At 40.0% G+C, this 17,768-nt stretch carries 12 protein-coding genes and 1 pseudogene; 7 read left to right on the top strand and 6 right to left on the bottom strand.

Features of this window, described 5'->3' with window-relative positions; translation table 11 throughout:
• The first annotated feature begins 716 nt into the window (after nt 1-716).
• Nucleotides 717-1,709 (top strand): radical SAM family protein, encoded by a 993-nt coding sequence (locus tag ACNI29_RS13135; RefSeq protein WP_419778824.1) that lies wholly within the window; start codon nt 717-719, stop codon nt 1,707-1,709.
• A 241-nt stretch (nt 1,710-1,950) separates the two neighbouring features.
• Here ACNI29_RS13135 and ACNI29_RS13130 read toward each other — a convergent pair whose 3' ends face one another.
• The 3 genes and pseudogenes from ACNI29_RS13130 to ACNI29_RS20135 form a co-directional block, all read right to left on the bottom strand.
• Complete coding sequence (locus ACNI29_RS13130; RefSeq protein ID WP_319779934.1) at nt 1,951-2,121, bottom strand: hypothetical protein; 171 nt, start codon at nt 2,119-2,121, stop codon at nt 1,951-1,953.
• Nucleotides 2,122-2,834: 713 nt separating this feature from the next.
• A complete protein-coding gene (locus tag ACNI29_RS20140) occupies nt 2,835-3,146 on the bottom strand; it encodes a flagellin (RefSeq protein WP_490722741.1) in 312 nt (103 codons plus the stop codon).
• A gap of 627 nt (nt 3,147-3,773) precedes the next feature.
• Nucleotides 3,774-4,337: pseudogene (locus ACNI29_RS20135) on the bottom strand (flagellin N-terminal helical domain-containing protein); the annotation flags it as partial.
• 249 nt (nt 4,338-4,586) lie between these two features.
• Between ACNI29_RS20135 and ACNI29_RS13120 the strand changes: the two are divergent.
• Entirely contained in the window at nt 4,587-4,877 is a 291-nt protein-coding gene (locus tag ACNI29_RS13120) for a helix-turn-helix domain-containing protein (protein ID WP_419778822.1), read from the top strand.
• Nucleotides 4,878-4,945: 68 nt separating this feature from the next.
• Here the strand turns inward: ACNI29_RS13120 and ACNI29_RS13115 are convergent, their stop codons facing one another.
• Nucleotides 4,946-5,344, bottom strand: coding sequence for a DUF6573 family protein (locus ACNI29_RS13115; RefSeq protein ID WP_419778821.1), 399 nt, complete (start codon nt 5,342-5,344; stop codon nt 4,946-4,948).
• 272 nt (nt 5,345-5,616) lie between these two features.
• Between ACNI29_RS13115 and ACNI29_RS13110 the strand changes: the two genes are divergently transcribed.
• Nucleotides 5,617-6,348 carry a PAS domain-containing protein gene (locus tag ACNI29_RS13110; RefSeq protein WP_419778820.1) on the top strand — a complete coding sequence of 244 codons (732 nt, stop codon included), beginning with the start codon at nt 5,617-5,619 and terminating at the stop codon, nt 6,346-6,348.
• A complete protein-coding gene (locus tag ACNI29_RS13105; RefSeq protein WP_419782108.1) occupies nt 6,341-10,966 on the top strand; it encodes a PAS domain S-box protein in 4,626 nt (1,541 codons plus the stop codon). The genes ACNI29_RS13110 and ACNI29_RS13105 overlap by 8 nt, the downstream gene beginning before the upstream one ends.
• Here the strand turns inward: ACNI29_RS13105 and ACNI29_RS13100 are convergent.
• Both ACNI29_RS13100 and ACNI29_RS13095 read right to left on the bottom strand, forming a co-directional pair.
• A protein-coding gene (locus tag ACNI29_RS13100; RefSeq protein ID WP_419778819.1) for an IS3 family transposase occupies nt 10,870-11,957 on the bottom strand; the annotation gives its coding sequence in 2 pieces (ribosomal slippage) (nt 10,870-11,705 and nt 11,705-11,957; 1,089 coding nt in all). The genes ACNI29_RS13105 and ACNI29_RS13100 overlap by 97 nt on opposite strands.
• 192 nt (nt 11,958-12,149) lie before the next feature.
• A complete protein-coding gene (locus ACNI29_RS13095; protein WP_419778818.1) occupies nt 12,150-14,021 on the bottom strand; it encodes a response regulator in 1,872 nt (623 codons plus the stop codon).
• A gap of 266 nt (nt 14,022-14,287) precedes the next feature.
• On the opposite strand from ACNI29_RS13095, the gene ACNI29_RS13090 reads away from it, so the two are divergent.
• The 3 genes from ACNI29_RS13090 (at nt 14,288) to ACNI29_RS13080 (ending at nt 17,747) form a co-directional block, all read left to right on the top strand.
• Nucleotides 14,288-16,312: a methyl-accepting chemotaxis protein gene (locus ACNI29_RS13090; RefSeq protein ID WP_419778817.1), complete on the top strand. Its 2,025-nt coding sequence runs from the start codon at nt 14,288-14,290 to the stop codon at nt 16,310-16,312.
• Nucleotides 16,313-16,320: 8 nt separating this feature from the next.
• Entirely contained in the window at nt 16,321-16,833 is a 513-nt protein-coding gene (locus ACNI29_RS13085; RefSeq protein WP_419778816.1) for a chemotaxis protein CheW, read from the top strand.
• A gap of 89 nt (nt 16,834-16,922) precedes the next feature.
• A complete protein-coding gene (locus ACNI29_RS13080) occupies nt 16,923-17,747 on the top strand; it encodes a substrate-binding periplasmic protein (RefSeq protein WP_419778815.1) in 825 nt (274 codons plus the stop codon).
• Nucleotides 17,748-17,768: the final 21 nt, after the last annotated feature.

Raw genomic sequence — 17,768 nt, 5'->3', positions numbered from 1 at the left:
ACCAACTTTGCGGTATAATCGCATTGCAGCTAATGGATATTCAAAAAAATAGATTATACTCTAAGAGACCAGAGTTGAATCCAAATCAACCTCAAACACACTGAAACTGAAATGCCTGAAGACGGGGAGTAAGGTAAATTGACCAAGCTGTCCTATAAACGCTGCCGTTATCAAATAATAAGCAAAAAAATCTCCCAGAACCACACAGGCTCCGGGAGCGTATCATTAGCAGATCAGCAACAAACAGGCTGCACAAACAACCGCAAGTGCAGCACCGAACTCGACCAGATTTATAATATTAGCTAATTTGTTTTTACTATTACCATTTTTAATTGATTTGGCCATAGACTTCTCCTTTATCCAGAAATATCTATGCAAACCATCGACAAAATCACTTAAGCGGGGAAATTCATATACTCGTCCTCAGCAGCAATTATCGACATCAAAACCAATTCATTTCATATATATTTACAGTATGTTATTTTTTTTAAATTTTTTATTAAGTTCACCCCTTGCCAACATGGGCACAGTAATTATATTTTTTTCTCAGAAAAGAAACACAAACTAAACTCTTCAATATTTAAGGACAAAAATGATCAAGGCAGCCACACATATCCCCTCCCTTCCTTCTGGGATTCTGCCTTCTTTTGCCCATATTACGGCATCTGAAATTCTCCTGTTTGACCTATCCTCAAAGGTTAAAATTGGAGAATTTAATGTCCAAAGGAATTATCGAAAGATGTTTAGAAATTAAACATCAAAAGTGTTTAAAAGTTGAACGCAAACAAGCAATTTATAGAACAGTAAAGTTTAACAAAAAAGAACTTTGCACTTGTTCACTGGACATCGGTTTGATCTGCGATCATGGATGTTTGTATTGTTCCACTCCCACCATTGCAGCAGCAAGGACTAATCGTGTTTTCAAAGAACACGGAACCACCGCTCAGAAAACGCATAATGCACAGATTGCGTGTATAGACCTTGGCACACCCAAACGTGTTGCAGCTGATGCTAAGAAGCTGACCGAATCAGATGTAGTTATGATGTGCACTAAAGTTGATCCATACAGCCCAGCTGTTCAGGACACCAACTTGTTCTGCGACTGCCTGCATGAAGTCCTGACCAACAACTCCAGTTGCCAGATCAGAGTTCTCTCCAAGAATGCTGGTATCGTTGATGTACTCAAGGACTTCACCGAGTACAAAGATCGTATCCTGTTCTCTCTGAGTATCACTGCACCGGCCAGTATGCAGGACTTCATTGACATCGTTGAGCCCAACACCTCCACTATTCAGGAGCGTCATGAAGCGATGACAGAGGCACATGCTCTTGGGTTCAGGATGTACGGAATGGTATGCCCTTGCATGCCCGGTATCATGACCTCGCTTGAGCAGATCAAATCTACTTTCCAGAAAATCCTCGACCTCAATCCTGAAGAAATCTTTGTGGAACCTGTTAACAGTCGTGGACAAGGATTCAACAACATGATTGCAGCTCTGGACTCTGCTGGGATGCACAGTCACGCAAAAGACATCAAGGAGATCAAGAATAAAGACTCCCACGATGATTATGTAGCAGACCTCATCAATACTGTGGCTATCGCAGGTGACCTCTTGAACATCGCTGCACCGATCCGTTTCCTTTCTTACAATAAAAAAGAAAACATTGGCGCGAAGCTGATTGATGACTACCATGTGATCTGGCTTTAAACTGAAAGCTAGCGGCGAGAGTATTGGGTAGACTCTCATTCTGCTAGAAGTGGTTAATGTGTAGGCGGGGTTGTACGGTCCAAAGACCAAGCAATCCCGCCATTTTTATTTCATTAGAATGACCAGCCCGGCGTCGGGGAGTTGAGACTGTGTAAACGGACAATTTCATGATTCGCTAAAGTTGCCGTTATCAAAAATAATTATTCTCCCGAAACCGCCGAGGTCCCGGGAGAATACCACATTAATTGACGAAGAACTTCGCCACTACATAGATCACCAGAAGAATCCCACCCATTTTGATCAGGTGCATAATATTGGAGCCGAAGGAAAGCTTTTCTCCACAATTGTAACAATTCTTCTGTTTCAACAGGTTTTCAGCACCGCATTTGTGACAAGTCTTGGTATCAGCCATAACTACCTCCTTTTATGGATAATATCTCTCTAACAATTGTGATTCGAAAATAACCAGCTACAGCAGCCATCTCATCAATTCACAAGCTAAACACGTCTTAAATTGCCAAATAATCGTATATAGTTTATAACCACATGAGCAAATGTAGTCTACAGATTATTTTATTTTAATATTTATAAACTATAATTTATATTTTGATGAACGGAGATTTTTAAAATTGATTAAAACTGAAGACGCAGGAGCTGACTCCCGATAAACTCCAGACACGCTGAAACTGAACTTCCGAAGGCGGTGGTTGTGATGGTCTAGTGCCAAGCAGCCCCGCCACACTTTAAATTCAATTAACCAACCCGGAGCCGAGGAAATTTCCCTTAAAAACGGACATTCAAGTTTTAAAAAGAGTAAAATTGCAGGAGTGACCCAACCATCAGAAAAAAATTAAAATGCGCAGGAAGGGGCTGTTTTGTGCTAAGGATTTTGATGGATGCTGCCGGGGACGTTGGAGCTGGAAAATTGGAATTTAAAAACTGGACAGTGCCCCTGATTCATGGACGCTGCCGTTGTCATGAACAATAAAAAATCCAGAATAGGCACCATTTATTTAAACCAGTACACAGCCGAGGTCCCTACCGAAATAAAAAGATCAATTCGAATCATTTTTAATTTCAGCGTAATCTCGGGGGAAATTGTGATCATCAATTTATCGGTCTACCCTACCCGCCAATTAATTGCATAGCCATCTTCGGTAAACTATTGGCCTGAGCCAACATAGCGGTAGCCACCTGAGTTAAAATTTGTTCTTTGGTTAATTCAGTCATCTCATCAGCTACATCCACATCAGATATTCTGGATTCGGAAGCCTGTAAGTTCTCGGCCTGAATGGATAGGTTTGTAATGGTATTTTCCAATCTATTCTGCATGGCTCCAAGATTTGCTCTAATATCATCCTTATAAACCATTGCATTATCAATTTGTTCAAGAGCGTTTTGTGCTCCTGACTGTGTGCTAATATCGACAACCTGCATCCCGTCAACACTGGAATAATTCACTTCCGGCATATACGACCAAGCGGTGTTGATCGAAAATGCTCCTGACCCAATGCTGAAAAGCAACAAGTCTTCAGTCGCGACATCAATATGCACATAATCAACAGTGAATCCGCTATCACTCGTGATGTTGTTGTGGACACTATCGTGCCAGTTTCCATCTCCTCCAGATGAAACAGTCATACCTCGGAAAAAGGTCGAGTTGGTTCCTGAGTTAGCGGAGTAACTGCCTCCGGTATTTATGTCGTCACTGTTGTATGTGGCCCCGGTATAGAACCCATTGGATTCGGTAATAAACGTGCTATCAACATTCGATGAATTAATTCCATTCTCCGACCACACGAAATCGTTACTGGCAGGTGTTGAGGTTGCTGGATCATCCCCGACAGGTGAACCAGCTATATGGTGACCGTCACGGGTAAAAATAGCTATGTCATCATCTTTACCTTGAGCACCGTTGTGTATGTAGTTGGAATCCAGTTGAATTGTAATATTGGTCGAGCCCTTCGGTATGTAGGCGTAAGGGACGACACCTGAAATTTGTCCTTCGACCCAGCCACCATTTTCAACTCGATTATTAATGCTTACGATATTACTGGAGAAGGATAGTCCTAATCCTAGATTTTCCAAACTGGAACCGGCTACATTCACATAGTAGTAATCTTCAGCACAGTCATTCCCGGTGCCGAAATGAATCTTTGCTGCTCCTGATGAGGTCAACCCTGATCCGTCATGAGTTCCATCAAGACTACCATCCAGCAGCTTGATACCGTTAAAATCGGTAGCCTGTGAAATCCTCTGAATCTCCATTGCCATTGCCTGAAACTCGGAATTGATCAACATCCTCTGATCTGAATTGTAGGTTCCAGTGGATGCTTGCAGAGCCAGCTCCTTCATTCGGATCAACTTCTCGTCAATGACCTGTAATGCTCCATCAGCGGTTTGAATCATGGATACAGCGTCATTGGCATTTCTGATTCCTTGGTTCAGGGACCGTATATCGGAACGCATCAGTTCACGTATCGCCAGTCCGGCAGCATCATCTGCTGCTGTTCCTACTCGTAATCCAGAAGACAGCCTCCGAACCGATGTACCCAAAGCTCCATAATGGGTATTCAAATTCCGGGCGGCACTACCTGCCATCAAATTATGGTTAATGGTCAAGCTCATTCTTTATCCACTCCAGCTACACAGGAAATAATTTCCCTGCTCACATTCCAATTCCAGTTCCAGAAATTCCATCAAATCCAAGCAAACAAACGTTTCAGTCGACATCTACGGTCAAAACATCGTATATATTTGATATTAACTTGCAAAAAGCAGTCCATACTTTATTTTTAAACTCACAATACTCGTCTATCCTTTGGGTTACATCTGGAGGATACGATGAAAGACCTACAAGGCGTATTTGGTGACCATTTGAAATCGTTGAGAAAATCAAAAGGACTGACACAGGAGAAGCTTGCTGAACTGTGTGGAATCTCTGTGCAGTATTTAGGCGATGTGGAGCGTGGGAAGGCCAATGCGACCATCAACGTGTTGGGAAAGATTGCACAGGCACTTGGAATATCTGTAGCCGAACTGTTCGATACCGCAGAGTTCCAGTTGTCCACGGAAGACCTACGAAAACTCATGAGCGACTATATTTCCAAAGCTGACAATAACACCCTGCGCCAGCTTTACGGTATCACTCGGATCATTTCTCGATAATTACTCAGGCAGCCTGTCCCAAATCCCCAAAACCCAACTGCTCTACAACTGCGCCTGTTTATTCATTTTTAATCATCATCCGGTAGCATCAGGGTAATACAAGGCTTCATGTCGTCATCTGGACCGCACTGGCAGATAACTTCTACCTCTTCAAGGGTCCTCGGCGATGACTTGGTTAAAAATAAGACCTGAAAACTTATCCTGCTCTGGTCGAGTTTATCCTGCATCGCTAACAAGCACACGGTGAACAGATCGTGAAGTCGTCCTTCAATGCTCTGCCCTTCACCTTCGAGTCCGCTTAGTGGAGTGATGTATTTCGCATACAGGTTCAGAGACACCGCTACAGGAACTTTGAATCCGGTCTGTTTGGCCTGCCCGGTCACATCGATTAAATTTCCGTCTTCGATTGCCTGCTTTCTGGTATATGAAAAGATTACATTGAACAGTGAATCGTCAAGTCCGTGCATCAGTAAATCTCCTTCAATTTCATATTGTTAAATAATTCTGAAAATTGAAGGTTATCCTGATTGGTTTGATTTGGTCACTGGGGGCTGGTGATTTTTTTGGTGATTCTGTGGATCAGATGGTGGTGTTCTAGAAATTCAAATGAAAATGACTAACTTATTAGTAGACTATAGTAGTATATTTCAGGCAGTTGTGCTAAATTGACTCTAATTGAGAATGTTTCACGTTAAAAAAGTTGCTACATATGAAGACAAATAATATTTTGGGTTAGACCATGGCAGATCAACTCCAAGTACTTATTGATAATATTCAAGAAGGTGTTGTTGTTTTTCGTGAAGGACATCTGGAATATTGCAACGAGAGTTTCATTCGATTTATGGGGTATAGTTCCTTAAATCAATTGTTATCTTTTCATTTTACTGAATTCATACATCCTGAAGATCTTGATCTAGCCAGATCCTACCATGAGCAGAGAGAATCTGGAGTCAATAATATTGCTCGGTACGAGATTCGGTTGGTGGACAGATATGGCAAGACGTTTTGGGTTGAAGTCTCTGGCAATAAAATTTTTTGGAATGGTACCGCCGCAGTATTAAATACCTTTATTGATATTTCGAAGAGAAAAAACTTTGAAGCTGAACTAGCCAAATCTGACAAGAAATATGAAGATATTGTTTCGAAATCGCCAATAGGTATTTTCAGATCAACTCCAAAAGGAAAATATTTATATTTAAATGACCGTTTTGCTCAAATGCTCGGGTACGAGAAACATGAGTTGTTTGAAGCTGATTTTAATATCCAAAATTTATATGTTGATCCTGAAGCACGAAATGAAATTAAGTTTAAACTTACTTCTGTCGGTGAACTCTATAATCATCATATCCATTTAAGACGAAAAGATGGTTATCTCATGTGGATGGCTATTTTTGTTAAGACAGGTGTATACGAGGAAGGTCTTTACTATGATGGGTTTACTCTTGATATAACAAAAAAAAAAAATTACTAACGAACGAAACCATCTAAAAGATAGATTACAAGCCCTTTGGGACATTGCTAAATTAACCGATATTACAAAAGAGGAAATATCTTCTTTAATCCTTGAAGAAATAGAAAGGGCAACGCATAGCTCTTATTCTTTTTTTGGAATCATTGATGAGCATGATAAAGGATTAATACATAACTCGTGGTCTTTGAATACTTGGTCTGACTGTAAGATCGACTTGAAACCATCAGTTTCTATTATTAAGGATGCTGGCATCTGGGCAAAACCTACTCTGGATAACAAGGTTTTGATGATTAATGATTGTAAGAAAGAAGTTGGGATATTTGAAGGTTGTCCATGTGGTCATGTTCCTCTAGATCGAGTTCTATCTGTTCCCGTTATAAGGGACGGCAAGATGATTGCTATTGCTGCTGTCGCAAATAAAAATACCGATTATATAGAAGATGACGTTGTTCAAATTCAGGCTTTTGTCTCCAACGCTTTGCTTCTGCTAGAAAAGAAAAAAAATGAAAATAAAATAATTGCTTCGGAATCGAAGTTTAAAGCTCTTTTTGATTATGCCGGTGAAGGTATTTTTTTAGCTAATGAGGAATCCATAATTACCGATGCGAACCAAACCGCTGCTGAAATTCTAGGATACGATAACCCAGAAAATCTTATTGGGATTAACGCCAGAGATCTTATCCACCCTGAAGATCTTAACTCAATAACCATCGAAGATAATATAGAAAAAGTTAAAATCGAAGATGTTTTGAGATTGGAAAGACGCTATAAACGCAAAGATGGATCATATGTTCAAGTTCAAGTTACTATAAAATTCATAGGCAATTCTGGCGTGCACCATGTCTTATTTAGCGACATTAGTGAACGCAAAAACTTTGAGAAAATATTAAAAACGAAAATCGTCGCTCTCACTAAGCCTAGTGGAGATCTATCAGATGTTACGTTTGAAACTCTTTTTGATATTGATGAAATTCAGCAAATTCAAAATGAGTTTGCTGTAGCAACAGGAGTGGCGTCCATCATTACTACTCCTGAAGGAATCCCTATAACAAAGCCGAGCAACTTTACTCGTTTTTGTAAGGAAATAGTACGCCAGTCAGAAAAAGGCATAGCCAATTGTCAATATTCAGATTCTATTATTGGTGTTGGAAATACTCAAGGTCCAAAAATTAAAAAATGTCTTAGTGGAGGACTGTGGGATGCTGGAGCCAGTATCACAGTTGGAGGGAAACATATTGCGAACTGGCTTATAGGACAAGTTAGAGATAAAGACATCGATGATGAGCGTATATTAAGCTACGCAAAGAAAATAGATGTGAATGAACATGATTTGCTGGCTGCTTTTCACGATGTTCCTGTAATGTCTCAAAATCAATTTAGACTTGTTGCCAAGGCTCTTTACTCATTTGCAAAACAATTTTCCTTATTGGCGTATCAAAATTTGCAGCAAGCTCGATTCATTGAAGATAAGAATAAAGCAGAAGAGAATAATAAACTTTTTACTGAGTTACTAAATGCTTCCGATAGTATCGCGGTATATAAAGATTCTTCATTAAATTACTTAATGGTTAATGCTGGTTACATGAGCCTGACCGGCTATCATAGCGTTGAAGATATTGTCGGAAAAACGGATAAAGATTTATTTGCGGGGATAGCTTCAGAGGAACAGATACAATCTTATATTGAAAATGATCGTCAGGCATTGCTGCTTCCTAAAGGAAAAGTCTTAACTGTTGAAGAATTCCTTAAATCTGCTGATGGTGCAGATCGAACTTTTTTGAGCAAAAAGTTTCCTATATTTCATGACAACTCTCAGAAACCAATTGGAGTTGCTACCCTTACCACTGAAATTACAGAACTGAAACAAGCTCAGTCAGATCGGATGCGGTACCTCAAACAACTCACAGATAATCAGGAAACTCTTAAGCTTGTTATGAGCATGGCATCAATTGCGCCTTGGGAGTTAGATCTTAGGAGTAAAACTTTCACCTTCAATGATGAATTTTATGAGTTGTACAGCACGACAGTTGAAGCTGAAGGCGGGTTCCTAATGTCTGCTGCAAGATATGCAAAATCTTTTGTGCATCCAGAAGAGGTGTCAATTGTTAAAACAGCAATTGATGAAATTTTAACATCTGGCGATAGAAGTTATTCTAGACAAATTGAGCATCGAATTGTTCGCAGAGACGGGCAGGTCCGTGACATTATAGTTCGTTTTCTTTTGATTTGTGATAATCACGGCAGACCTTTAAAAACAATAGGAGCCAATCAGGATATCACCGACTTCAAAGCAGTCCTTTACGAATTGGATAATAGTGAAAAGTTATATAGAGCACTTGTAGAAGGAATACCAGATATCGTAGCTCGTTTTGATCGCCAATGTCGCCATCTTTACATTTCGGATAAAATTAAACTGTATAGCTCAATTCCTCAGCATGAATATTTGGGAAAAACTCATAGCGATCTAGGCTTTTCGCTTGAAACTTGTAATTATTGGGAAAATGCCCTTCAGTCAGTTTTCGAGACTGACAAAGAATTTGAAGATGAATTTATGTTTTCAGGGTATGCCGATAATTGCGTATTTAATATCCGACTTGTCCCCGAAAGGTCTAGTACTGGAGAGATTCACTCAGCTCTTGCTATTATTAAAGACATTACTTCCTATCGACAGTTGGAACAAGATTACAAGCGTCTTTTTGAGGAAATGCTGGATGGTTTCGCTGTTCATGAAATTGTTTGTGATGATTACGGTAAACCTATTGATTATAGGTTTTTGGCTGTTAATCCAGCATTCGAGGTTATGGTCGGATTAAAAAAAGAACAGGTCATAGGCAAGACAGTTTTAGAGGTGATGCCAGAAACAGAACCATACTGGATAGAGTTATATGGGCAAGTTGCTTTGAGTGGGAAACCTATTTCTTTTGAAAATTTTTCAAAGGAAGTTGGTCGATATTTTCAGGTTACCGCATATAGCCCACAACACAATCAATTTGCTTGTATTTTTGCTGATATTACTGAACGAAATAAAGCACGAGAGGATGTTGAACGAATTTTTGAAATGTCTCTCGATTTAATTTGCGTGGTAAACTTGAATCGAATGACATTTACAAAGGTAAATAAAGCTTTTCATGATGAGCTGGGGTATCATGAACAAGATTTACTTGGTCATCCTATTTTTGAATTTATTCATCCAGATGACGTTGAGTCTACCCATAAAATCATTGTTGACTCGTTAACTCAGGGAAAAAATATCCTTGGGTTTGAAAATAGATATGTCCATAAATCAGGGAGTTATATTTGGTTAAGCTGGCACTCGCGTCCTTCAATTGAAGATGGTAATCTTTATGCCGTCGCACGTAATATAACAAGACAAAAAAAGTTTGAAGAAGAATTAATAATCTCTAAGGAAGCAGCTGAAGTCGCAAATAAAGCTAAGTCTGAATTTTTAGCTAATATGAGTCACGAAATTCGCACACCATTAAATGGTATGCTTGGTATGTTGCAATTGGTTAAGTTTTCGAGCTTAACTCATGAACAAAATGATTATGTTGACAAAGCTATCTTTTCAGGGGAGCGACTGACTCGTTTACTGACTGACATCCTCGATGTTTCAGCTATAGAGGCTGGGAGACTGACTTTGTCCAAAGCCAAAGTGCATATTCCAAATCTATTGGAGTCAGTGCTAAGTCTTTTAGAAATAACAGCACAACAAAATGGTCTAGAATTAAAGAGAAAGATCACGCCCGATGACCTTGAGTATTTGATTAGTGATGAAGTGAGATTGCGCCAGATTCTTTTCAATCTGATAGGCAACGGGTTGAAGTTTACCAAACAGGGAAGCGTTAGTGTGGAACTCGCACTTCTAGAAAAAGATTCTTTTTCTAAAAACTTCCTACTGATTACTGTATCGGATACAGGGCCTGGTATTGACGCGTCTCAGCTAAAACTTGCTTTTTCTACTTTTGGTCAACTGAAACAGGGATATACGAAGGATAACCAAGGAGCAGGTTTGGGTTTACCAATCGTTAAGCGACTTGTAGATTTAATGGACGGAACGATCTGCGTGGATAGTAGTTTGAGGTGTGGGACCTCATTTTACATTTCAATTCCGGTTGGTGAAGTAGAAATTGACCAACTTATCGAAGTTACTCCTCTTAATTATAGTAATACGAGTAAATCAAACAGACAAAATTCTACAACCAATGCACGCGTGTTGCTTATAGAAGATGAAGCTTGTAATTCTTTTGCATTAAACAGATTGCTACGAAAAAAAGGCTTTGATGTTGACGTTGCTGAGAATGGGAAAAAAGCTTTAAATATTCTTAGTAACGAGACGTATAATTTGGTTCTCATCGATATCCAACAGCCAGAAATGGAAGGGCTCTCTGTCATAAAGAAGATAAGAAGTGGTGCAACTGGTGATTTCAGTCGTGATATTCCTATTATAGCAATGACATCCTGTGCCATGAAAGATGACGAATCGGTAGTCCCCCCATTCTTAGGGGGCCTGAAAAGTAGAGGCTATGCAGCCATTCTCAGTTTTTGCATCGGGGTGATGCCGCCAATGCCCATATTGGGGCGTTCGTTGTTATATGTCCAGAGCCATTTGGTCGCGTAATCCTGCACTTCTTGGATGCTCTCAAACATGTAATGACTCAGCCAGTCATACCGCACGGTCCGATTGAAGCGTTCAACGTACGCATTCTGTTGCGGTTTGCCCGGTTGGATATATTCGAGTCGTATATCTTCTTTCTCAGCCCATAACAGTAGCCTGTTGCTGATATATTCAGGCCCGTTGTCGCATCTTATTGCTTCGGGTTTGCCACGCCATTCGATAATCTGGTCCAGCGTTCGAACAACACGATCCGCAGGCAATGACAGATCGACTTCGATGCTCAAGCCTTCACGATTAAAATCATCGATTACGTTCAACAAACGAAAACTGCGCCCATCTTCAAGTTGGTCATGCATAAAATCCATGGACCAAATTTGATTGGCAGCTTCAGGCTGGGATAAAGGTTCTGGTTTTTCACGCACAAGCCGTTTCTTAGGCTTAATGCGCATGTTCAGCTCAAGTTCTCGGTAAATCCGGTAAACGCGCTTATGATTCCAAGAAAAGCCTTGCACGTTGCGCAGATACAGGAAGCACAATCCAAAACCCCAGTTGCGCTGGTTGTGCGTCAACCGGACCAGCCAGTCGGCAATAAGTTCATTTTCAGAGGAGAGCTTCGGTTCGTATCTGTAACAAGTTTGGCTGATGCTAAAAGCTTCGCACGCCTGACGGATATTGACCTTCTCTTCCTTCACGGCTGCCTTTGCCATCTTGCGCCGACAAGACGGCTTTACCACTTTTTTTCGAGAGCTTCCTTGACGATTTCCGCTTTCAATCGTTCTTCGGCATACATTTTTTTAAGCTGGCGGTTCTCACGTTCCAGTTCTTTCATCCGGGCCATTAAAGATGCGTCCATACCGCCATACTTGGAACGCCACTTGTAAAACGTGGCACTGCTCATTCCGTGTTCACGGCAAAGCTCGGCAACGGGAACACCGTTTTCGGCCTGCTTTAAAATACTCAAAATTTGACTGTCGCTGTAGCGTGACTTTTTCATCTGAATCTCCTCGGTCTTCTTTACGAGAAAATTCTACTTTTCAGAACAATTAATTTTCGGGGGGATTACCAATCCGTTTTCCAAGCAGAGGGAACTGATGCACATATATCAAAGCCTATAAAGATTAATGATCTGCTGGCGTTGATGAAAAGAACTTTAAATAAAAAACGGTAGATATTGCAGCTTAATGCTCTACTTGGTTTTAATAATTTGAGCTAAAGTTTCTAATTTAAATGGTTTTGCAATAAAATTATCTATGCCTGCTTTTTCGTAGTTGTTTCGGTCTTCAGGTGTTGCATGGGCGGTGACGGCGATAATGCGTGAACTGTGATTCGGACATTCTAATTCTCTAGTTGCCTCTGCAATAGTAATCCCATTTATATCAGGAAGCTGAATATCCAGTATGATAGTACTGTATTTATTCTTATGAATTTTGTTAAGTGCTTCTTTGCCAGTTGCCACGCTTTCCACTTCATAACCGAGCTTTTGAATAATTCGTTCCGAGTAAAGTCTGCTGTATTTGTCGTCTTCAACAATAAGAAACGGCAAGCTTCTAGTTGTGCAAGACTGCTCAATCTCGGATATTTCAATAGGCAAAATAACAGTTATATTTAAGCCGTTGTTTGTGGTCTGATCAACAAATAATTGCCCTCCCAGTCCCTCTACAATTGGGCCAACTGTAATAAGGTTCCATGTTCGTGGGGATTGCCGAGCATTGCGAATTGTTGGATAAAAAGATTCCTTTGTGACTGATTCTTTTATTTTAGGTGAAGAGAAATGCATAAATATACTGTTGTCATCACTAGAATAGTCAATAGCGATCGAAGCACATCCCCAAAGTGTATTCTGCATAATAAATGTTGAAATAGAATGTAGTATTTGTTGCATTCGTAGTGAATCTACACGGATGGATGTTGGAAGATCTGGAGACAAATCAAATCTGAGGCGTTCAGTAGATGATTGATGTCTGCCTTGAATGTCAGAAATGGTATTTTCCAAGAATGTTACTGACTCTAAGGAATCAAGTTGCGGGGAAACCCCAGCTTCTATTTCAAAAAAATCATTCATGTTGTTAATAATCATTGAGATATCGTTGAGCACCCCTGATGGAGACTCATTAAGATTTGTGCTTTCTGTGGCTAATCTATTTATTAACGAACGTAGCTCGTAAGCATTTTCTTTTAAGTATTCTCTTTGAATTTCTTTTTGCTGCGCTATTTCTACGTTTATTTCACGTAGCTCTGCTTCTAGTATTTTTCTGGTAGAAATTTCTTTTTTGAGTTTTTTAATTCCTTTATCCAGTTGCTCTGTTTGTTCCTCGACAGTGCCACTAAGAGCTTGGTGCGCTTGTTTTATTTCTTCTCTTGAAAGAACTTGTTGAGTAATGTCTTGAATAAGTCCAAGGCGGACAGTTGATCCATCGGGAAGAATCTCTGAGTCACCCCATATTGCAATATATCGAGGTTTTTTGTCTTCGCTTTTTATTCTTAATTCACATTCATAAGGCTGTCGGGATTGAAATGCTTTCTTTTCAAGTTTTGAAAACATCTCTTCACTTTCAGGTGAAAGTGCAGCTTTAAGGTTGGCCATACTTGGCGAAATATCATGCGACAGACAAAGTAGACTTGGGGTTAGTTTTGACCATGATGAATGTGTCTGAGTATCCGCAAAATGAAAAAATCCCAGCAAAGCTAAGTCATACAAGTGGCTTATTCTGACCTGCGTTTGTTTAAATTCGTGATCAGCTTCAATAAGGTCTTTAGGCATATCCTTCATTTGGCGTACTAATCGTGCAAAAATTCGGGGGCGTTCTTGAATAATATTAAGAACATCTTCTGATACTTTACCGCCCAATGCCAGCATATAGTCAGGGTCCTCGTTTAAAATCTGTGCCAGCGATATTATTTTTTCTTCTGATAATTTAGTCGCTACTCCACGTTCAATCTTGCTCAAATAGGATTGTTCGATGCCTATTCTTTTTGCAATCTGAAGTTGTGAAAATGACCGATCATTTTTCAAAAGAAATTCCCTTTTCTCTTTTATAAATGTCCCTAATGTTTCCATGTCTAATATGCCGTTCTTGCTTATCGCGTTTTTTGTGTGTTCGTATAACCAGATAGTACTTATTAGTACTCTTTGGGACGAGTGACAACCTTTTTGCCCGGCTGAATCGATTTATGTCGATATAAAGTGCGGTTTATTAGGGGGATATGAGTTTTTGTTAATTTTTTATATTTTGTTTTAGACATAAGGCTCAGTTATTGATATTCTCTAGTCCTAATTGGTACTAATTATATGGCGGCGTTTAACAATTAGTTGGGAGGTCTCTTATGTTCAAGAATTTAAAGCTGGGTCTGAAATTGGGTCTGGGGTTTGGATGTCTCATCTTGATAGCCATGGTTTTGGGTGGGGTTGCAATACTTAATATGCAACAAGTAAGTAACGAATCTGAACGACTGGCACATGAATATGTACCTGAAGTAGCTATCGCTAACGAACTTGAACGTTCTTCGCTGTTAGCAATGTACGCAATGCGGGGATACTCTCTAAGTGAGAAAGAGTCATTTTGGCAGGAGGGCGAAAAAGCCATTGCATCGGTTAATAACAGTCTAAAAAAAGCTCAGGGACATGTTGAAAAGTATCCTGACTTAATCCAACTAAAAAAAGATGTAATTAGAGCTCGTGATGGTGTCACCAAATATTCTGGACTTGCTACAAAAACGAACCAATTAATTGTTGCTATGGCAGCAAATCGCCAGCAAATGGACAAAGCTGCCGGTAAATACATTAAAAACTGTGCTGATTTCTTACTCTCACAGAATGAGGCTATGGAACGCGAACTTAAGTCCGGTGCCTATCCCGAAAAATTAATTGAGCGACTAGAAAAAATAACCCTAATCAACGACATAATTGATTTGGGAAATGATACCCGAGTAAAGAACTTTAGGTCTCAAGCGACAAGAGACCCTGAAGAAATGCGTTCGGCGATGGAAAATTTTCCGAAGATGGAAGAAAAATTTAAAGCGTTATCAAAAATTACAAGACAGCAATTCAATATTGACCAGATTAGTAATACTCGTGCTGCCGCCAAAGCATACGGAGCCGCAATGCAGTCTTTCTTAGACAACTTCTTGGCATTACAAGATATTAACAAGGGAAGAGGCGTGGTTGCGAATGAAGTGTTGGAAGCCGCCAAAGGAACAGCAATGGCTGGTGTGGATGCTACGCAGTTAAGAGCTAATGATGCAGTCAGTGCTTTAGGGGAAGCATCGACTGTGATGGTTGTTGGACTCATTGTAGCACTCATCCTTGGACTTCTTATGGCAGTATTTTTGACTAAAATGATTACTGGTCCAGTAATGAAAGGTGTCAGGTTTGCGAAATATCTATCCGATGGGGATTTAACTAAAACAATCGATGTACACCAGAAAGATGAGATCGGTATCTTAGCTGAAGCACTCCGGAATATGAAAGACAAGCTCACAGAGGTTGTCTCTGACGTTCAGTCCGCGACAGACAATGTTGCCTCTGGTAGCGAAGAACTTTCAGCTTCGTCCGAATCTTTGTCTCAGGGGGCAACTGAGCAGGCAGCTTCCATTGAAGAAGTTTCTTCTTCAATGGAGCAAATGGCTTCTAACATTAGCCAGAATGCGCAAAATGCAAAAGAAACAGATGAGTTAGCAACGAAGTCTGCTCGAGATGCCAAAGAAAGCGGTATCGCTGTAACTCAAACAGTGGATGCAATGAAAAGCATTGCAGAGAAGATTTCAATAATTGAAGAGATTGCAAGACAGACTAACTTGTTAGCATTGAATGCTGCAATTGAAGCTGCACGGGCTGGTGAACACGGTAAAGGGTTTGCAGTTGTTGCCGCAGAAGTTCGCAAGCTTGCAGAAAGGTCCGGTAGAGCTGCTTCTGAAATTAGCGAGCTCTCTTCAACCAGTGTCGATGTAGCAGAGAAAGCCGGTCAAATGCTTGAAGCACTCGTACCTGATATTGAAAAGACTGCTTCCTTGGTTCAAGAAATCTCAGCTGCAAGCGATGAGCAAAATGCAGGTGCTGGACAAATTAATCAGGCTATAACCCAACTGGACACTGTAATTCAACAAAATGCCTCTGCCTCTGAAGAAATGGCCTCTACAAGTGAAGAATTGTCAGGACAGGCACAGCAGCTTCAAATGACAATGTCGTTCTTCAATGTAGGCAACAGTGGGTATGGAACCATTCGTGCTCTTCCAGCAAAAAAAACTCGCTCTGTAGCTTTACCTACCAATAGTACAACTAAGACCACGGTAAGCAATGATCTAGGTGTAGATTTACAAATGGATGATGACGAACAATTTGAGAGATTTTAGGAGTAATTATGACGTCTGCAAATATATCATCTCAAGGTCAATATCTGACGTTTACGTTGAATAAGGAGATATTTGCCCTCGATATAGTTAAAGTACGTGAAGTATTGGAATTGAGCACAATTTCGACAATTCCCCGAACTCCTGAATACATGAAGGGTGTTATAAATTTAAGAGGACATGCTGTTCCTGTCATGGATATGCGATTAAAACTCGGAATGAGTCCAACGGAGTACACCGTTGATACCTGCATAATAATCCTCGAAGTTGATTACAGCGACGAGGAGATGATCGTAATGGGCGCATTGGTGGATTCGGTTCGCGAAGTCTTTGGAATGTCAGAAGATGATATTGAACCAGCCCCTAAAATGGGTTCCTCAATTGAAGCCAATTATATAAAAGGCATGGGTCGTCAAGAAGACCAGTTTATAATCATTGTTGATGTAAACAAAGTCTTTTCCGAAGAAGAGTTATTGCTCGCTTTAGATATTGATAACGAATCTTCTGAAGGTCAAGCTGCATAATTCCCCTTGTATAATTTATAAGAGGGAGTGGAGATATCGCCACTCCCTCCAAATCAAAATTTTAAGTTCAGCAAAGAGGAAGGAAAGACATGCTTAGTTATATAGATATTCCATACCGAGCAAAGCTAGTAATCCTTCTTCTTCCGTTATTTTCGCTTATGGGATTTGTTCAACACGTTTGGGCAAGTGGAGTTATGCGAATTGTATATTATGATGATTTCGCACCATATTCATATTCCGAAAAAGGAAAAACTAAAGGTATTTTTGTAGATATCTTGGATGGTGTATTGAGAGATCGACTTGGTATTCGATTGTCGCATAAAAGCTATCCTTGGGAGAGAGCACAAAAGCTTGTAAAATGCGGAAAGGCGGATGCTTTTGTAACTATAGAGACTCCGGAGCGACTTAGCTATGCAGAGTCAAGTTACGTTTCAATTCTCCCAGTTGAACTATCAGTGTTTATTTCCCGTAAAAGTCCTCGTTATGAACATTTACGTAATGTGAGAACAGTTGAAGAACTTTCTGCATATTCTTTGTGTCAATACATTGGAAATGGGTGGGCTAGGCAAAACTTAACTTCACATGAAATACACTGGCTCCCAAATACCAAACTGGTTTTGAAAGGATTGGCGGCAGGTCGGTGTGACGCATCTGTGGGTCTATCTGTTTCAACCAGTTATATTCTCAACCAAATAAAACTAATTAATAAGGTTGAAGAGTTACCCCCTAAACTTGAGTCGATGAAAATTAAATTGTTCATAAGTAAAAAATCATCTTTCAAAAATATTCTTGAAAAATTTGATGCTGCAATGGATTTATTTCAAGAAGAAGGTCATGTTTTAAAAATAATAAACAACTATGTTCCAACATCCCCTGTCACTGGATCTGAACATAATTCTTCCAAAGGGAAATAATTAACCCGCTAGCTGATGGAG

Origin of the sequence: Maridesulfovibrio spiralis (SeqCode) (genome assembly GCF_048571135.1) — a bacterium.
Taxonomy (GTDB): Bacteria; Desulfobacterota; Desulfovibrionia; order Desulfovibrionales; family Desulfovibrionaceae; genus Maridesulfovibrio; species Maridesulfovibrio spiralis.
This window is presented reverse-complemented; position numbering and strand designations above follow the sequence as displayed.

Coding starts and splice junctions, on each gene's coding strand:
- ACNI29_RS13135 (WP_419778824.1), top strand. CDS start 717: ATGTCCAAAGGAATTATCGAAAGATGTTTAGAAATTAAACATCAAAAG.
- ACNI29_RS13130 (WP_319779934.1), bottom strand. CDS start 2,121: ATGGCTGATACCAAGACTTGTCACAAATGCGGTGCTGAAAACCTGTTG.
- ACNI29_RS20140 (WP_490722741.1), bottom strand. CDS start 3,146: ATGCAGGTTGTCGATATTAGCACACAGTCAGGAGCACAAAACGCTCTT.
- ACNI29_RS13115 (WP_419778821.1), bottom strand. CDS start 5,344: ATGCACGGACTTGACGATTCACTGTTCAATGTAATCTTTTCATATACC.
- ACNI29_RS13110 (WP_419778820.1), top strand. CDS start 5,617: ATGGCAGATCAACTCCAAGTACTTATTGATAATATTCAAGAAGGTGTT.
- ACNI29_RS13095 (WP_419778818.1), bottom strand. CDS start 14,021: ATGGAAACATTAGGGACATTTATAAAAGAGAAAAGGGAATTTCTTTTG.
- ACNI29_RS13090 (WP_419778817.1), top strand. CDS start 14,288: ATGTTCAAGAATTTAAAGCTGGGTCTGAAATTGGGTCTGGGGTTTGGA.
- ACNI29_RS13085 (WP_419778816.1), top strand. CDS start 16,321: ATGACGTCTGCAAATATATCATCTCAAGGTCAATATCTGACGTTTACG.
- ACNI29_RS13080 (WP_419778815.1), top strand. CDS start 16,923: ATGCTTAGTTATATAGATATTCCATACCGAGCAAAGCTAGTAATCCTT.